This is a genomic window from Embleya sp. NPDC056575 (assembly GCF_042793325.1).
GTDB lineage: Bacteria > Actinomycetota > Actinomycetes > Streptomycetales > Streptomycetaceae > Embleya.
Window position 1 is genome coordinate 31874 of record NZ_JBHTVA010000075.1, and the last position, 16718, is coordinate 48591.

The following is a 16718-nucleotide window of genomic DNA, read 5'->3' on the forward strand; positions in this document are numbered from 1 at the left end:
GTTGGTCGTCGGCTCCGCCCCCCCCCCGGCCGGGCGCCCCGGGGGCCCCCCGGGGGCACCCCCCCCCCGCGGGGCCCCCCCCCCCGGGTCCGCCCCCGCGGGGTGGGGGGGGCCCGGCGGGGGCCTGGAGACACCCGCTGGGGGTAGTACGGCGACGCGGTCGGGTAGGAGAGTCGGAAGCCGTTGTCCACCGGGTCGACAACCAGGTCGACGACTTCTGCGCACCCCTCACCCCCGGAAGCCCGCACCTTCCACGACTGCCCGTAGACCGGCGATCAGGTTCCGGCCGCCGCCGCGGCCGCTCGGGCCGCGGCGGCGATCGTGGCCAGGTCCTCGTCGGTGGTGACGTACGGCGGCATCGTGTAGATCAGGTTGCGGAACGGGCGTAGCCAGACCCCGTGTTCCGTGGCCGCCCTGGTCGCGGTCGGCAGGTCGATCTCGTGGTCGAGTTCGACCACGCCGATCGCGCCGAGGACACGAACGTCGCGAACGCCGGGGATGGTTCGGGCCGGGGCCAGGCCGGCGGTGAGGGCGGTCTCGATCCGGGCGATGTTCGTGCGCCGATCCTGGTCGAGGAGCAGGTCCAGGGAGGCGTTCGCGACCGCCGCGGCCAGGGGGTTGGCCATGAAGGTGGGGCCGTGGGCGAGTACGGGCGAGTCGCCGGTGCCGATCCCGGCCGCCACCTCTCGGGTGCACAACGTCGCGGCCATGCTCAGGTACCCGCCGGTCAGGGCCTTGCCGAGGCACATGACATCGGGGCTGACCCCGGCGTGGTCGGCGGCGAACAGTTCGCCGGTGCGGCCGAAGCCGGTGGCGATCTCGTCGAACACCAGCAACACGTCGTGGGTGGTGCACAGTTCGCGCAGTACCCGCAGGTAGCGCGGGGAGTGGAAGCGCATCCCGCCGGCGTTTTGCACGATCGGCTCGACGATCACGGCCGCCACCTCGTCCCGGTGGCGGGTCAGCAGCGCGTCCAGGTGGTCCGCATAGGCGGGGTCGAAATCGCGCGGTGGGGCGTCGGCGAAGACCTGTTGGGCCAGGGCGCCCTGCCACATGTGGTGCATCCCGCCTTCGGGGTCGCACACCGACATCGGATGCCACGTGTCGCCGTGATAGCCGCCGCGCCAGGTCAGCAGGCGCCGTTTGCCGCCGCGCCCCCGGGCCCGCCAGTACTGCAGGCACATCTTCATCGCGACCTCGACCGAGATGGAGCCGGAGTCGGCGAGGAAGACGTGCCGCAGCGGTTCCGGGGTGATCTCCACCAGGGTGTGGGCGAGGCGGATCGCCGGTTCGTGGGTGAGCCCGCCGAACATCACGTGGCTCATCCGCCCCACCTGGTCGTGGATCGCCGCGTCGAGCACGGGGTGGCGATAGCCGTGCACGGCCGCCCACCACGAGGACATGCCGTCGATCAACTCCTCGACGTCCCCGATCGGTTCGGCCAGGCGCAGCCGTACTCCCTCGGCCGACTCGATCAGGAGCGGTCGCATCGTTCCGGGCATCGCGGCGTACGGGTGCCACACGTGTTCCCGGTCCAGGTCGAGCAGTTCGCCGGGTGTACGGTCCCGGCGCCCGGTACGCGCGGGGCCCGACCGGCCGTCGAGCGGCGCCTGGGGGCGCCTCCCGGCCGTCACGTGTTGGCCGGCATGTCGCTGCCCGCGCCGCGTCGCCGGATCGCGACCAGGTCGTGCCGGGCGTCGGGCAGGGTCTGCTCGTCGACGCCCTCGATCACGAAGCCCGCGTCGGCGAGCATCCGCCGGTCGTCCGCTCCCGGTTGGCCCTCGCTGGTCAGGTAGTCGCCCAGGAACATCGAGTTGGCCAGGTGCAGCGCGAGCGGCTGGAGGCCGCGCAGGTGGATCTCCCGGCCGCCCGCGAGGCGGACCTCGACGTCGGGGAAGAAGAACCGGAACAGTGCCAGGATGCGCAGGCAACGCTCCGGCGTCAGCTCCCAGTTGTCCGCGAGCGGGGTGCCCTCGAACGGGATGAGGAAGTTGACCGGCACCGAGTCGGGATCCAACTCCCGCAGCGCGAAGGCCAGATCGACGATGTCCTCGTCCGACTCGCCCATTCCGAGGATCGCCCCGGAGCACGGCGACAGGCCCGCGGCGCCGGCACGACGGAGGGTGTCGGTACGGTCGGTGAAGGTGTGCGTCGAGCAGATGTCGGCGTAGCGCGCCTCGCTCGTGTTGAGGTTGTGGCTGTACGCGTGCGCCCCGGCGGCGGCCAGTCGCTCGGCCTGACCGTCGGAGAGCAACCCGAGGCAGACACAGATCTCCACCTCGCGGCTGCCCTCCTTGACCGCGGCGATCGTGTCCTCGATCCGGGTGATGTCGCGTGCACCCGGCCCGCGTCCGCTCGCCACCAGGCAGATCCGCTTGGCGCCAGCCCGCACGGCCCGATCGGCGGTCCGCGCGGCCTCCTCGGGCGAGATCCACGAATACTTCAGGATCTCCGCCGACGACCCGAGCCGCTGCGAACAATAGGAGCAATCCTCCGGGCACAGCCCGCTCTTCATATTGATGATCGTATTCAGCTTCACCCGCCGACCGAAGAAGTGCCGCCGCACACGCCCGGCCGCCGCGACGATGTCCAGCGTCTCCTCCGCCCCCGTCAACACGGCCAACGCCTCGTCACGAGAGGGTGTTTCGCGCCGCAGCGCCTTGCCTACGAGCCCATCGAGCAATGTCGTCATGCCTCGCAGTCTCACCGAGTGTGATCACCCGCAACAATGAAGCGACCCCACAACATCAACCCCTCGAACTCTGTCCCCGTCCACTCCGCCGCCGCCAACGCGACCTGGAAACATGAATCGATCGGGCGAGCCGTCGAGGGCACGATGACCGGGCCGGGCCGGCGCGTAACCCGGGTGGGGGTGCGGGCGTTAGGGGTGACGGGGCCTTGCGCGCGGGTGCGTGGGGGCCTCCCCGGCCTGTACGGATGTGCACACGCATCGGGAGTCTTCAGTGGTGCTTGGTCGTCTCGTCGTATCCGCCCTGGTGCTTGTCGTCGGGCCGTACTCGGCCCCCGCCGCCGTGGCCGTCTCGGCGCCCGTCGCGACCGGCGCCTCCGGGATGGGGGATCGGTTGACCCTCACCGTGACGAATACTCCCGGCGGGGCCGGGGTGTACACGCTGGAGTGCCACCCCGCCGCCGGCGGTCATCCCGCGCCCCGGCAGGCCTGCGAGAGGTTGGACTCCCTGACGCTGTGGGGCAGGGACCCGTTCGCGCCCGTGCCGCACGGGGCGATGTGCACGATGATCCACGGCGGACCCGCCGCCGCGCACATCACCGGCGTGTGGGCCGGCCGCCCCGTGGACGCCGCGTTCGACCGGACCGACGGGTGTGAGATCGCCCGGTGGGACGACCTCGTCCCGGTCCTGCCGAGGGTGGGCGACTGAGGCGCACACCGCTTTTCCCATCGGCGGCCCCCGACGGGGCGCCTGCGCATGGTCGTTACGCTGCGCTCATGCCGCCGGAACGACGCATGCCGCCCTCGATCGACGACGAGGTGTGCGGATATTGCCCCTCCCGCCTGTTCGCCCCGGGAGCGTTCGACGTGGCGCCGCGCCCGGACCGGGCCTGGCCGTGGATCCGGGGCGAGGGACGCCGGGTGGACGCGCGCACCGGGGTGGGCGTGTGCGTGCACCCGCACAAGGTCCGTCTTCCCGTGGGCCGTTGGGGCAGCGAGGGGCTTGTGCCGGACCTGTCCGCGTGGGACCTGGCGACGGAGGCGGAGATGGCCGAAGGGGACGGGGTGGCAGGCACACCCGGCGGCCCGGTCCTCGACGTGCCGCCGACCCCGCTCTGGGCCGCCCCTCCCGGGCCCGCCGTGCCCGAGCCCGCCACGCCTCGGGATCGTCGTCGCTGGTGGCGGCGTGCCCTGGGTCGGCCGGCGGGCCGTTCCGGGCGCCGGGCCCCGAGCGGTCCGGGCGCGCCGGCGGCGGCCGGCGCGAGCCTGCCGGACGTACCGGAGGATGCCGGGCGGCTGGCGGAATGGATGTGCGAGGTCGTGTCCGGCGCCACCCCCGAAACCCTGGCCGACGTCCTCGACGCGGTCGAGCGCGCGGCGGCCGCCGTCCACGAGCCGACCGTGGTCGTGGTGGCGCTGCGCCGCGCGATGGGGTCGGTGACGAGCGATTCGCCCGTCACCGTTGACCCGGTATCGGGGCGCCGGGGTAGGGTCCCGACCAAGATCACAAAACCATGATCGATACGGGGAGATCCGCCATGGGCAACACCGAAGACGGCAGGCACGAGGGCTTCTCGGCCGACGAACGCGCCGCGATGAAGGAGCACGCCAAGGAGCTGAAGGCGGCGTCGCGGCGTATGTCGAAGGCCGAGAAGGCGGCCGAGGCGGAGCGGGATCTGCTCGCGAAGATCGCCGAGATGCAGGACGCCGACCGGGTCTTGGCCGAGCGGGTGCACGCCGTCGTCACCGCCAACGCGCCGACCCTGGAGCCGAAGCTCTGGTACGGCATGCCGTCGTACGCGATCGACGGCAAGGTCGTCTGCTTCTTCCAGAGCGCGGAGAAGTTCAAGGCCCGCTACGCGACGCTCGGGTTCAGCGACCTGGCCAAGCTCGACGACGGCCCGATGTGGGCGGCCGGTTTCGCCCTGACCGAGATGACCCCCGAGGTCGAGGCACGAATCGCGGAACTCGTCAGGCGGGCGGTGGGCTGAGCCCGGGCCCGGGGGAACGCACCGGGCCGACTCACGCACGTACATCGGCGGCCGTCCGGCGTTCGACCGGAGGCATCGAGGCGCCCCCCGGGCCTCCGGCGAACACCGCCGACCGCCGATGTACCGCTAGCGCGTGCCGGCGACCGGGATCGGCGTACCCGCCTCCCGGACCAGCGTGACCGTGTCGATCTGCGCGCCCGTCGCACTGAGCGTGCGGATCGTCATGGTGGTCTCCCGCCCGGCGGCGGCCGGCCGCACGTCGACGGCGATGAAGGCATTGCCGCGAAACCGCACCCGCGACCACTCGACGGTCTCGTCGAGCTTGCCGGCCTTCGTGTAGTAGCCGCCCTTGACCGCGTCGGTGACATCGGCCGGGCCGCCCGCGTACGTCTCCGGCGCGGAGAACTCGTAGCCGCTCTTCCCGCCGCTGCCCACGGTCAGGTAGGTGGTGCCGTCGGTGGCCGGCCGGATCCGGTCGCCGATGTCGGCCCGCCGGGTGCGTACGCCGCCGCGCATCGGATCGGCCCGCTCGTAGACGTGGTTGTGCCCGTTGATCACGAGGTCGACCTGGTAGCGGTCGAACAGCGGGATCCACTCCTCCCGGATCGCGCCGTCCGAGACGTGGTCGGTGGCCGTGCAGTAGGCGCAGTGGTGGAAGAAGGCCACCACGAAGTCGATCCCGGGCGTACGCCGCACCTGGGCCAGATGGCCGGCCAGCCACGCCGTCTGCGCGCCGGAGGTGTAGCCCCTGTTGTGCGGGATCTCGTGCGAGACGTCGTTGGCGTCGAGGCTGACCACCGCCACGTTGCCGTAGCGGAAGCCGTACGTGGCATGGGAGTTGCGCGGCCCGTTGCCGGGCAGGTGCCAGCGGGCCAGGTGACCGCCGTAGCCGTCCGGCGAGTACAGCGCCTCCATGTCGTGGTTGCCCATCGCCACCATCCATGGCACCGACGCGGCGACGGGGTCGATCATCCGCAGGTATTCGTCCCACATCTCGGGTTGGAGCTTGTCCGCGCCGTCGGCGCTGTGGTGACTGGACGGCAGCCCCGCGCCCGAGGCGGCGTAGGCGATGTCGCCCGCGAGCAGGTGGAACGCCGGGTTCTGACGGAGCATCAGGGTCTGGTTGGCGGCACCGCCGAACTCCACGCCCTCGTCGCCGAAGGCGGTGAAGGTGAAGGGTTCCGGTACACCGTCGACCGCCGGCGCGGTGCGGAACGAGCCGACGGTGGCGGCGACGGACGCGGCGTCCAGCCCCTCGTGGCCGAGCGCGTAGTAGTAGCGCGTGCCCGGGTCGAGGCCGTCCAGGGCGGCGTGCAGGTGGTACTGGTCGTAGTCGAAGTAGGCCGAGGCGGGGTTGTCGGCGTATTCGATCAGGTGCGAGTGCAGGTGCCGGATCTCGGCGGGCACCAGCTGGTCCAGCTGCTTCGGGGACGTGCCCAGGCGCAGGTACGGCCGGCGCACCGGTTGCGGCACCTGCCAGCTCAACGCCGCCTGGGCGCGCGGGTCGGCGCCGAACGCGAGGTGTCGCGCGGCGGGCTTGAGCGCGTTCCCGTCGACGTAGTCCGTGCCCGAGAGCAACGACGGCGCGCGGCGCGGGCCGGCCGACGAGGAGGCGCCGAAGAGCGGAACGGCCGCGCCGCCGAGGCCGATCGCGGTGAGGACGCCGCGACGGGAGACGGTGCGGCGGCGGGCGCGCAGATACTCGTGCTGCTCGGCGATGCTCATCGTCGCGGCGAGCCGGTCGGGCACGCCGGAGCGGGGCAGGTGGGGGTTGCGGTCGGGGGCGGGGGTCATCGGGCGCTCCTGGTACGTGCGGCGAACAGCAGGACGAGGCCGGCGCCGAGCGCGGCGGTGCCGAGGAGGACGGGGAGGACGATGTCGGCGCCGGTACGGGAGAGGCTGCCGCCGGTGCCGGTCGCGGTCTCGGGGATGGTGTGGGAGCCGCCGGAGCCGCCGCCGTTCGAGCCCGGGGTGGTGCCGCCGGACCCGGTGGGCGTCGAGGTGTCGGTCGGCCCACCGGAGGGCTCCCCGGTAGGCGGTGCACTCGTCGGCGGCGCCGTGGTCGGCGGCCCGCTCGTCGGAGGCGCCGTCGTGGGCGGCGCACTCGTGGGCGGCGCCGTGGTCGGCGGCCCGCTCGTAGGCGGCGTGGTAGGCCGCTCCCGACCCAGCGCCCAGCACCCGCCGACCGGCCTGAGCGCGACCTGCCTCGCGCTCTCCCCACCGCGGTGGTCGGCGCCCAGCGCCACCAGGCTCCACCCGTTCGGCACGATCGCCGCGACCTGCCCGGGCCGGGTGCCCACCACGTGCGCGGCCGGCCCCGCCGGCCACGGCTGCCCCCAGATCGGCCCCGCGCCGGTGGCCACCTCGTGCCGCGCACCACTCTCGTCGGCGAAGGTGAACACCGCCGAGGCGATCACCGGTGCCCCTACCCGGCCGTCGTCCAGCGCCGCCGTGAACACCGCCCGGTCCGCCGGGACCCGCCACTGCGCCGCCGTCACGCACGACTCGGGCAGGTCGCCCGCCTTGACCGCAGGCCCCGCCCACGAGGCGTGCCGGAGCGGCCCCTCGTCGGTGGGACTCGGCGGCGCGCCCGTCGCGGTCGTGGTGGGACCGGAACTGCCGCCGCCCGGGCGCGGGAAGCTCCCGGCGCCGCCCTCCCCGTGGTCGCCGACCACGAGCACCCCCTTGACCGGCGTCGCCCCCGCCGGCACGGCGAAGGCGAGCGAGGCACCGTCGGCCGCCACCCGCAGCGCGTCGCCGGTGATCCGCTCGGGCGAACCGTCCACGTACACGCCGACCCCGCCCGCGTCCAGGCCGGTGCCGGTCACCGTGACCGTGTCCCCCGGCCCGGCTCCGGGCGGGCCGAACCCGCTCACGGTGGTCGTCGGCACCGCCGGGCGCCGGAACACCGCGGCCGGGTCGCCCGCCGTCACCTCGGCGATCCGGGTGTCCACGTACCGCTCGTTGCCGTCGATGCGCAGTTGCAGCGTGTCCCGCGCATCGATCCCGACCCGCCACCGCATGTCGATGGTGACACCCAGTCCGGCCCGCGCGGAGTCGGCCGTGGTGGAGGCGAGATCGGCGACCATCACCGTCCAGGTGGCGTCCAGGAAGCCGGTGCCGTCGCCGAGCATGGCCCGGTACATCGCCGGATCACCCTTGTACAGGCTCTTCATGGCCAGGCCGTCGTCGTCCGTGCGGAAGTGCAGCGTGCGGCTGAGCAGCCCGCCGGGAACGCGCCCACCGGGCAGGTCCACCCGCTCCTCACGCGCCGACCCGGGGAAGAACGTGAGGCCGGTGACCTCGGTCACCGCACGCGGAGCGTCGCCGGGGCCGGCGTCGACCCGGCCGGCGTCCGCCGCGGCGCTCGGCGCACCCGCCTCCGAGTGCACCTTGTCGATGTGCACCAGCGACGTCACACCGACCACCTGGTCCAGCTCGCGGAACTGGTTGAGCGGGTGGTCGAATCCGGTCACGTCCGACGTGGCCTTCAGGCTCTGCGCGGTACGCGAGACGTTCAGCGCCGCCGACGTGATGGCGGCCGTACGCTTGCCCAACGGCGTACCCGCGGGCACCGACCGATCCGCCGAGGCGGTACCGTCCGCGCCGGCCGCGGGCACGGTCAGCCAGTCGGCCGCCCGCGAACGGGTGTCGCCGAAACTCTCGTCGGGCCCGGAGGCCAGTTCGGCGTAGCTGCCGGACCGGGTGACCAACCCCGGTGTCATGGCACGTTGTTCGCCGGTCAGGTAGTCGGCCCGCGCACCGCGCACCGGTGGTGACTCCGCGGCCGAGGACATCATGGGAAAGAGCAGGACCAGCAGACCCAGCACGATCAGACCGACCGCGACCCGTCGCGGCCGAAGAGCACCGATCATGAGCGGGGGACGACTACGCGTTGTACCCATGGGGAGGTGATGACCCGTCACTCACCCCGACACCGGCGGCCACCCGCGGTGAGACCATGGGGAGCGTGCGTGGGATCGGGAAGCCGAAAGAACCGAAGTCGACGCCTTCCGACTACGGCACGTCGACAACGATCGTGAGTATGCAGGGCGGCCCGGTCACAAACCCGACGAAACCAAAACCTTCGACGGGAATTACCCGACGGTTCCGCCGACATGGCTCCGAGATTCACCAACCTCCCCGAGTCTTCGTCCTCCACCACCCGCACCACTACGCGGCGTAGCGACGGCGGGCGGTAGGGTCCCGTCGGGGAAGGGTGATCACGTGGAACCACCGCGAGTCCTGGTGTTGGACGCCGCTCCCGGCGAGTTGCTCGCACGGGAACTCGAACGCCTGCTCGATCACGGGCTGGGCATCACCCTGAACCTGCGCCGGGTGGCCGACCCGGCGCGGACGCGGGCCGCCTGGTCCGGGCGCGTGCGGTTCACCGATTTCGACGCGTTCGACGAGTCGGCGCTGATCGCCGAGACCGTCCGGGACGGGATCGGCCATCACGCGGTCAAGTCCCGCGCGGGTTTCCCGCTGCGCGCCACGTTCCTCGCGGCGGCGACCGACGCGGCCCTGACCCACCGCCTGCGGGTGATCGGCCGCGCCGGAGCCGGCACCGACCACGTCGACCTCACCGCCGCCGCCCGTCACGGCGTCACCGTCACCCACACCCCGGGCTCCAACGCGAACGCCGTCGCCGAGTTCGCCCTCGCCCAACTGCTCGCCCTCACCCGAAACCTCCCGGCCCACAACGAGGCCGCACACCGGGGCCGTTGGAGCACACCGCCGGCCCCCGTAGCGGAACTGTCGGACCTGACCCTGGGAATCGTCGGCCTGGGCCGCATCGGCAAGGCACTGGCAACACGAGCCACCGCGCTGGGCATGCGAGTCCAGTCCCACACCCGACGCCCGACCGAATCCCCCATACCGACCACCGGCTCCCTGCACGCCCTTCTGGCAAGCAGCGACGTCGTCTCCCTGCACCTCCCGCTCACCCACCGGACCCGGGGGCTGATCGGCCGAACCGAACTCGCCTCCATGCGACCGGGATCGATCCTCCTCAACACCGCCAGAGGCGGCATCGTCGACGAACAGGCCCTGGCCGACGCGCTCGTCACCCCGACGCATCCCCTCGCGGCGGCGGCCGTCGACACCTTCGAACACGAACACGCCCGTTTCGCCTCACCCCTCTTCGGCCTCCCCAACGCCCTGCTCACCCCCCACATCGCCGGCATGACCGGATCCGCCATGGCCACGGCGGCGCTCCGCTGCGCGGACCACATCGCCGCCCTGCTCACCGGCCGGCCCGACGCCGTCCCCGTGGCCACCGCGTGAACCCGTGACCGATCGACCGGGTCCCCGGCCGGACAGGGTCGTCCGCAGGACCTCGATCCACCAGTCGAGGGTGTACTCCCGGTACTCCCGCGCGCTCGCGTCGAGGCCGACGCTGCGCCGGAAGTCGTCGCCGAACAGGGGCTCCATCGCGACGGCCTGATGCAGTGCGGCCATCGTCAGCCGGATCGCCTCGCGGGTCGGCGGTGTGCGACCATCGGCCGCGCACCGCTCCCGCGCCTGGGCGTACAGGCGGTCCACCACCTCGTCGAGCATCCCGCTGCCGGTGTCCCGCCGGCCGGAACGATGCAGCGCGAGCGCCAGTTCGGCGTAGCCGTCGGCGTACAGCGCGGCCAGCGCGCGCACCAATTCGGCGGGGTCGGTCGGGCCCTCGCCCCACGCGTCCAGCACGGCGCGCAACTCGGTCTTGAGCTTGGCCCCGCCGAAGCGCAACAGCGACTCCAGGAGTCGATCGCGCGTGCCGAAGTGGTGGTTGACCGCGGCATCCGTCATGCCGATCTCGGCGGCGACCGCACGCACCTGCACGGCGGCCGGGCCGCCTGCGGTCAGCAGCCTGCTCGCCGCCTCCAGGATCATCCGCCGGGCGTCATCGGGATTGCGTCGTACTCGGGTGGCCATGGCCGCAGCCTACCTTGACCCATCAAGGTAATCGGCTTACCTTGAGCACTCAAGGTAATCGGAAAACGAGGAAGGACGGAGGCACCGTGCCCGGACGATCCACGATTTCGGCGATGACCGAGTTGGCGACGGCCCTGGGCGTGCCGATCCACGATCCGACGCCGCCCCGCGAGTTCCACCACTCCCGTGCGGGCTGCCGGCTGCACGGATTCGACTGGGGCGGCGCCGGAACTCCCGCGGTCCTGCTGCACGGTGGCGGATTGACCGCCCGCACCTGGGATTTCGTCTGCCTCGGCCTGCGCGGCGCCGTCCGGCCGATCGCACCGGATCTGCGTGGCCACGGCGACAGCGGCTGGTCCGACGACTACCGCATCGACACCATGGCGGCCGACGTCGTCGCCGCGGCCGACCATCTCGGCCTCGATCGATTCGCACTGGTCGGCATGTCACTCGGCGGCGTGGTCGCGGCCCACGTCGCCGACGCGCGGCCCGATCGGGTGGAACGCCTGGCACTCGTCGACGTCGCACCGGGCGTGAACTTCGAAAGCACCCGGCGGGTACGGGCGTTCGTGGCCGGACTGGGCCCCGTACCGGACCTGGACACCGTGGTCGAAGCCGCGATGCGGGTCAATCCGCGCGCCGACCGCCCGAGCGTCGCCTACCGCATGAACACGCTGTTCCGCCGTGCATCCGACGGCAATTGGGTACCGAAGGGCGATCCGCGTCCGCCGGATTTCCCCGCCATCCTCGCAGCCATGGATCGAATGGCCGCTCGGCTGACCGCAGTCCCGGTCCTGCTGGTGCGCGGCGAACGCAGCAGGGTGCTCCCCCAGAGCACCGCCGAAAACCTGGTCGCGCGCATCCCGGACGGGCGACTGACGGTCGTCCCGAACGCCGGACACAACGTCCAGGAGGACAACCCGGCCGCATTGGTCACCGCACTGCGCACGTTCCTGACCCACCCCTCGTGACGCCCGCGCCGGGGTGAAGGCGTCGCCCGCGAGCGCCGTGGGTGTCCGGCTTCGACGAATCGCGCGAACGAGCACTCCTCGCCCGAGCCGCGGCACCGCTCGCGGAAGCGGAACCCGAACGCGAGGCCGAACCGGACCCGGAGCCCGACCCGGAACCCGACCCCGACCCCGACCCGGAGCCGGAGCCGGAGCCGGAGCCGGAGCCGGAGCCGGAACAGCCTTGTCCGTCAGCTCCTTCGCGTCCTGAGCGACCTCGTTTGCGAACTCCTTCGTGTCCTGCCCCGCCTCGTCGGCCCGGCCGCGAACGCGGTCGACCACCTCGTGCCCCCGCGCCGCCGGCCCCTGGTAGGTCTCGCGGGCGTCCTTGGCCACCGCGTCGAACTTCTCGCCGAGCCGGTCCCGGACGTCGGCGGCGGAGTCGGCGACGCGTTCCCGGACGGGCTTGCGGTGCGCCGGCTTCTCGCTCCGCAACTCGGCGATCCTCGCGGCACTTCGCGGATCTTCGCGACCGCGAGGTCACCCGCTCCGACGAACGCGTACAACGGGGTGGTATCGGCGAGAGTCTTCCTGATGTCCGTGTCGTTCGCATGACCTTCTCGCCTCCCGGATCGAGGGGTACTCATCCTCGATTCCTCGATCCACTGCCCTTCCCTGCCCTGCCGCCGCCATGCGCGTCCGGGACACATCCGGGACTTCTTTCCCCCCGCCCACCCGACTTCCCGCTCGCATGCCGCCTCGGCAAGGGGGTAGCAGCCCCGGCGTGGCAGACGAGCACACGAACCCACCACCGCCCCCGCCCGCAGGTGACACCGACGACGACGCCGGAACCCGGTTGACCGTATGGGTCGCACTCGCCGCCAACGTCGTCATCGCGATCGCCAAGGCCGCCGTCGGCGTACTCGCCGGAGCACCCGCGCTGTTGTCCGAGGCCGCACACTCGGTCGCCGACACCCTCAACGAGGCGTTCCTGCTCGCCTCCCTGTCCCGCAGTCGCCGCGCGCCGGACGCCGAGCACCCCTTCGGCTACGGCAAGGACCGCTACTTCTGGTCCCTCCTCGCCGCCGTCGGGATCTTCGTGACCGGCGGTTGCTTCTCCGTCTTCCAGGGCTTCGAGGCGCTGCGCGAACACGGCGAGCCGAAGACCGGCGCCTATGTCGCGGGTCTGGCCGTACTGGGCCTGGCCCTGCTCGCCGAGGGCGGATCGCTCCTGCGCGCCGTCGTACAACTGCGCGGCCAGGCACGCGCGGCCGGCGTGTCCGTACTGCGCCACGCCCGCGAGACGCCCGACCCGACCCTGCGCACGGTCCTGGCCGAGGACGGCAGCGCGGTACTCGGCGTCCTGCTCGCGGCGGCCGGCCTCGGGCTGCACATGGCCACCGGCGACGCCGTCTGGGAGGCGGCGGCGTCCTGGGCGATCGGTCTGCTGCTGGTGTTCGTCGCGTACCGCCTCGGCCGGGCCGCCCGGGACCAACTGATCGGCGAGGCGGTCGACGTCGAGCAACGACGAGGCCACAGTCCGTAGAACACAACCTCATCAGATCAAACACGGTTGCAGTACTAGTGCTAAGTTCCGCTTTGGGTGGGTAAGTAGTGGTCAAACAGTGGTGTTTCGGCTGCTCGGGGGCGAGTGTGGTGCCGAAGTTTCTGATGGCCCGTCAAGCCGTGGACGGGGACGAGGAGAAGAGGATCCGGCGGTTGGCCGGGGCGCGTCACGCGCCGGGCGACTGGATCCTGCGGGCGAGGATCGTCACGCTGAGCTGGGAGGGTCTGCGCGTGCCGCAGGTTGCCGCTCGGGCGGGGTGCGATGCGAAGACGGTGCGGCGATGGCTGCACCGGTTCAACGAGCAGGGCATGGAAGGTCTCGGGGACCGGCCCGGGTGCGGCCGCAAACGGCGGATCACCGAGGCGGAGCGTTCCCGGATCGTGGCCCTGGTGAAGACGGCCCCGCCCGGCCGCTTGGAAACGCAGCCGGGCGGTGACCTGTGGGCGGCGGACGAGGCCGGGCCGCCCGAGTGGACGTTGGACGCCCTGGCCGCCGAGGCCGGGCGGCTGGGTATCCGTGTGAGCCGTTCGCAGGTCCGCAGGATCCTGCTCGCCGAGGGGGTCCGGTGGCGTCGCACGCGGTCGTGGGTTCGGTCGCGGGACCCGGATTTCGCGGGAAAAGGACGCGGATCGTCGAGCTCTACACCGACCCGCCCGAAGGCGTCACGGTCGTGTGCGCCGACGAACTCGGCCCGGTGATCCCACGCGCGTTCCCACCGGCGCCGGGTTGGTCGCCGGACGGGCATCGCATCAAGAACGAGCTCGACTACGGCCGCGGCCCGGAGAAGACCTGGGTCTACGGGGGCTTGCGCGTGCGGGACGGAACCGGGGTCACGATGACCGCCTCGTCGCGCAACAGCGTCTTCTACCAGCGATTCCTCCAACTCGTCGAGAATGCCAATCCCACCGGCGACATCGTGGTCGTCACCGACAACCTCTCCTCCCACAACAGCCTTTCCACCCGGGAATGGCTCCTCGACCATCCCAGGATCCAACACGTCTTCATCCCGGTCGGCGCCTGCTGGTTGAACCTCCAGGAGGGTTGGTGGCGCATCTTCCGCAAGGCGGCACTGGCGGGCCGCTCGTTTTCCAACCCCGACGAGATTGCCCAGGCCACGACCCTCACGACCGCGCAACTGAACAGCCGCGCCAAACCCTGGATATGGGGAAGACCCGCCCCACCGACCCGAACGTTACGACACCGGTTCGTGTACACCCTTTAAGGAACGCAGCACTAGGCCCTGTCCGGCCCCTACTACCCGCGCTCGTCCGCCGACGTCAGCGGCGGGGCGATGTCCTCCAGCGAGCGGCGTTCCGCGTTCACCGCGAGGAATCCGGCCACCACGCCCGCCACGACCATCAGGCCGGCGCCGATGCAGAACGCCAGTACGGTGTCGCCCACATCGCCGGACTTGGTGAGGTCGGAGAAGACCAGCGGACCGGCGATCCCGCCCGCCGCCGTGCCGACCGCGTAGAACAGCGCGATGGCGGAGGCACGCGCCTCCATCGGGAAGATCTCCGAGACGGTCAGATACGCACTGCTCGCACCGGTCGAGGCCAGGAACAGCACCACACACCAACAGGCCGTGAGCGTCGAGGCGTTCAGGTGTCCGGCGCCGAACAGCCAGGCCGTGCCGAAGAGCGCGAGGCCACTGCCGACATACGTCGACGTGATCATCACCCGCCGACCGAGCGAGTCGAACAGGGGCCCGAGCAGCAGCGGCCCGAGCAGGTTGCCGACCGCGATGACCGCGAAGTAGTACCCGGTCCGACCACTCGGCACGTCGTAGAACGTCTCCAGAATCGACGCGAAGCCGAAGGTGATGGCGTTGTAGAGGAACGCCTGCCCGATGAACAGCGACAACCCCAGCACCGAACGCCGCGGGTAGTCCCGCACCACCGCCCGGGCGATCGTGCCGAGTCCGGCGGACTTGCTCTCGTCGATGGTCACTTCGCCCTCCGGCGTGGGCAACTCGCGGCGCTCCCCGCTGCCGTGCGTACCCTCCGCGACCAACTTCTCCTCGACCCCCACGACCAGCCGCTCGGCCTCCTCACCACGACCGTGCAGGTACAACCACCGCGGGGATTCGGGGACATGGCGGCGCACCAGCAGAATCACCAACCCCAACACCACACCCAACGCGAAGGTCAACCGCCAGCCGATATCGGCCGGGAACAGCCCGGTGTTCAACATCGGCACGGACAACAACGCCCCACCGGCGGCCCCGGCCCAGTAGGTACCGTTCACCGCGAGGTCCACGCGGCCCCGGTAGCGGGCCGGCATCAACTCGTCGATCGCGGAGTTGATCGCCGCGTACTCCCCGCCGATACCCAGTCCGGTGACGAACCGGAACAGGAAGAACATCCACGCCTCGACCGACAGCGCGGTCAGCGCGGTGCCGGCCAGATAGACGGCGAGGGTGACCATGAACAACTTCCGGCGCCCGAACCGGTCGGTGAGCCACGCGAAGAACAGGGCCCCGATACAGGCTCCCGCGACGTACAACGCCGCGCCCGGGCCGGTCACCTGCGCCGCGGTGATGTCGAGGCCGCTGTCGGGTTCGGACAACCTGCCCGCGACGTTGCCGACCACGGTGACCTCGAGGCCGTCGAGGATCCACACCGTGCCGAGACCGATCAGGATGCGCCAGTGCCACGTCGACCACGGCAATCGATCCAGGCGAGCCGGCACATCCGTGGTGAACGTCGTGGACTTCCTCGCTCGGGTACTCGGTCTCGATGCGTCGGACACGGTGCATCCCCTCCTGATCGGACTGGGTTCGGGGTGGGTTCGGGCAGCGTCGAACGACTCCGACAAGGCCATGAGGCCCGGGAGTTCGGGAGTTGGCGTGTGGTCGGAATCCGTCTTCGCCGGCGCACCGGCGGCTACCCCGAATTCACCTCCCGACACGATCGATTCGATCGGGAGAGTGACCCGGAAGGCAGCGGGTAGACGCGCCGTGGAGCCGCCCTCCCCCGGCCGCGGGCCGACAAGTCGGCCGGGGAAGGGCGGTCGGACCCGGGATCACGCGCCGGAGACCGTCACCTCACCGATCCACGAAGTCGCCCCGCCGTCCCGGCGAACACCCGTACGAGCACGGGAAGAACAACGGGAAGGTACCCAATATGATCGCCATCGGATTTCTCCTCGCGGCGGCGACCGCCGCGTTCGTCGGCCTGCTGATCGGCTACAACACGTCCGGCGGCCCCGAATACACGGTCCGTCTCTTCCACCGCGACCTCGTCACACTCGACACCCTGGACGCGTTCCTCGCCGGCCTCGCCCTCGCCCTGATCTTCTGCGCCGGGCTCGCGCTGATGGGGGACGGCGCCCGGACGCGTCGGCTCACCCACGAGGTGCGCAGCCTGGACCGGGGCCTGCACGCCCGAGCCGCCCGTCCCGCCACGACCGAGGAGTGGCAGGCCGATGGGGCCGCCCGCCCGTACCGCGCCGACACCTCGCAACCCCCCGGAGCACCGCCGCGCAATCCCTACCACGGCTGACCCGGCACGTCGGCGGTCCATCGGCCGCGCCGGGTCATGATGTTGAGCACCCGGACCGCGCCGCCGTCGCCGAGCAGGCGGGCGCGGAGCGTGCGGTCG

The 16718-nt window shown here is 71.8% G+C and carries 13 protein-coding genes and 2 pseudogenes; 9 read left to right on the forward strand and 6 right to left on the reverse strand.

All coding sequences use genetic code 11. The annotated features are described in order from the left end of the window. Positions 1–275 precede the first annotated feature (275 nt). Both ACFRCG_RS39585 and bioB read right to left on the reverse strand, forming a co-directional pair. Entirely contained in the window at positions 276–1502 is a 1227-nt protein-coding gene (locus ACFRCG_RS39585) for an adenosylmethionine--8-amino-7-oxononanoate transaminase (RefSeq protein WP_380040694.1), read from the reverse strand. Positions 1503–1630: 128 nt separating this feature from the next. Further along, positions 1631–2692, reverse strand: coding sequence for a biotin synthase BioB (gene bioB, locus ACFRCG_RS39590; protein ID WP_380040665.1), 1062 nt, complete (start codon positions 2690–2692; stop codon positions 1631–1633). A gap of 271 nt (positions 2693–2963) precedes the next feature. On the opposite strand from bioB, the gene ACFRCG_RS39595 reads away from it, so the two are divergent. The 3 genes from ACFRCG_RS39595 (at position 2964) to ACFRCG_RS39605 (ending at position 4680) form a co-directional block, all read left to right on the forward strand. Beyond that, positions 2964–3398 (forward strand): SSI family serine proteinase inhibitor, encoded by a 435-nt coding sequence (locus tag ACFRCG_RS39595; RefSeq protein WP_380040667.1) that lies wholly within the window; start codon positions 2964–2966, stop codon positions 3396–3398. 68 nt (positions 3399–3466) lie between these two features. Continuing rightward, complete coding sequence (locus tag ACFRCG_RS39600; protein WP_380040669.1) at positions 3467–4207, forward strand: hypothetical protein; 741 nt, start codon at positions 3467–3469, stop codon at positions 4205–4207. 20 nt (positions 4208–4227) lie between these two features. Continuing rightward, positions 4228–4680 (forward strand): iron chaperone, encoded by a 453-nt coding sequence (locus ACFRCG_RS39605; protein ID WP_380040671.1) that lies wholly within the window; start codon positions 4228–4230, stop codon positions 4678–4680. A 126-nt stretch (positions 4681–4806) separates the two neighbouring features. Here the strand turns inward: ACFRCG_RS39605 and ACFRCG_RS39610 are convergent, their stop codons facing one another. Together ACFRCG_RS39610 and ACFRCG_RS39615 are read right to left on the reverse strand one after the other, a co-directional pair. Beyond that, positions 4807–6474, reverse strand: a complete 1668-nt coding sequence (locus tag ACFRCG_RS39610; RefSeq protein WP_380040673.1) for a purple acid phosphatase family protein — start codon at positions 6472–6474, stop codon at positions 4807–4809. Further along, entirely contained in the window at positions 6471–8555 is a 2085-nt protein-coding gene (locus ACFRCG_RS39615) for a hypothetical protein (RefSeq protein ID WP_380040675.1), read from the reverse strand. Before ACFRCG_RS39615 ends, ACFRCG_RS39610 begins: the two co-directional genes overlap by 4 nt. A gap of 352 nt (positions 8556–8907) precedes the next feature. Here ACFRCG_RS39615 and ACFRCG_RS39620 point away from each other — a divergent pair, with 352 nt between their 5' ends. After that, complete coding sequence (locus ACFRCG_RS39620) at positions 8908–9966, forward strand: NAD(P)-dependent oxidoreductase (RefSeq protein WP_380040677.1); 1059 nt, start codon at positions 8908–8910, stop codon at positions 9964–9966. A 465-nt stretch (positions 9967–10431) separates the two neighbouring features. Here the strand turns inward: ACFRCG_RS39620 and ACFRCG_RS39625 are convergent. Then, positions 10432–10602 (reverse strand): annotated as a pseudogene (locus tag ACFRCG_RS39625) (TetR family transcriptional regulator); the annotation flags it as partial. A gap of 113 nt (positions 10603–10715) precedes the next feature. On the opposite strand from ACFRCG_RS39625, the gene ACFRCG_RS39630 reads away from it, so the two are divergent. The 4 genes and pseudogenes from ACFRCG_RS39630 to ACFRCG_RS39645 all read left to right on the forward strand — a co-directional run bounded on the left by ACFRCG_RS39630 (position 10716) and on the right by ACFRCG_RS39645 (position 14338). Next, complete coding sequence (locus tag ACFRCG_RS39630; RefSeq protein ID WP_380040679.1) at positions 10716–11573, forward strand: alpha/beta fold hydrolase; 858 nt, start codon at positions 10716–10718, stop codon at positions 11571–11573. Between the two features lie 727 nt (positions 11574–12300). After that, positions 12301–13077: pseudogene (locus ACFRCG_RS39635) on the forward strand (cation diffusion facilitator family transporter); the annotation flags it as partial. A gap of 143 nt (positions 13078–13220) precedes the next feature. Beyond that, the gene (locus tag ACFRCG_RS39640; protein ID WP_380040681.1) at positions 13221–13814 is read left to right on the forward strand and encodes a helix-turn-helix domain-containing protein; all 594 of its coding nucleotides are present in this window, start codon (positions 13221–13223) and stop codon (positions 13812–13814) included. Further along, positions 13787–14338 carry a transposase gene (locus ACFRCG_RS39645; RefSeq protein ID WP_380040683.1) on the forward strand — a complete coding sequence of 184 codons (552 nt, stop codon included), beginning with the start codon at positions 13787–13789 and terminating at the stop codon, positions 14336–14338. Before ACFRCG_RS39640 ends, ACFRCG_RS39645 begins: the two co-directional genes overlap by 28 nt. A gap of 32 nt (positions 14339–14370) precedes the next feature. Here ACFRCG_RS39645 and ACFRCG_RS39650 read toward each other — a convergent pair whose 3' ends face one another. Further along, a complete protein-coding gene (locus tag ACFRCG_RS39650) occupies positions 14371–15867 on the reverse strand; it encodes an MFS transporter (RefSeq protein ID WP_380040685.1) in 1497 nt (498 codons plus the stop codon). 374 nt (positions 15868–16241) lie between these two features. Between ACFRCG_RS39650 and ACFRCG_RS39655 the strand changes: the two genes are divergently transcribed. Beyond that, positions 16242–16619, forward strand: coding sequence for a hypothetical protein (locus tag ACFRCG_RS39655; RefSeq protein WP_380040687.1), 378 nt, complete (start codon positions 16242–16244; stop codon positions 16617–16619). Positions 16620–16718 lie beyond the last annotated feature (99 nt).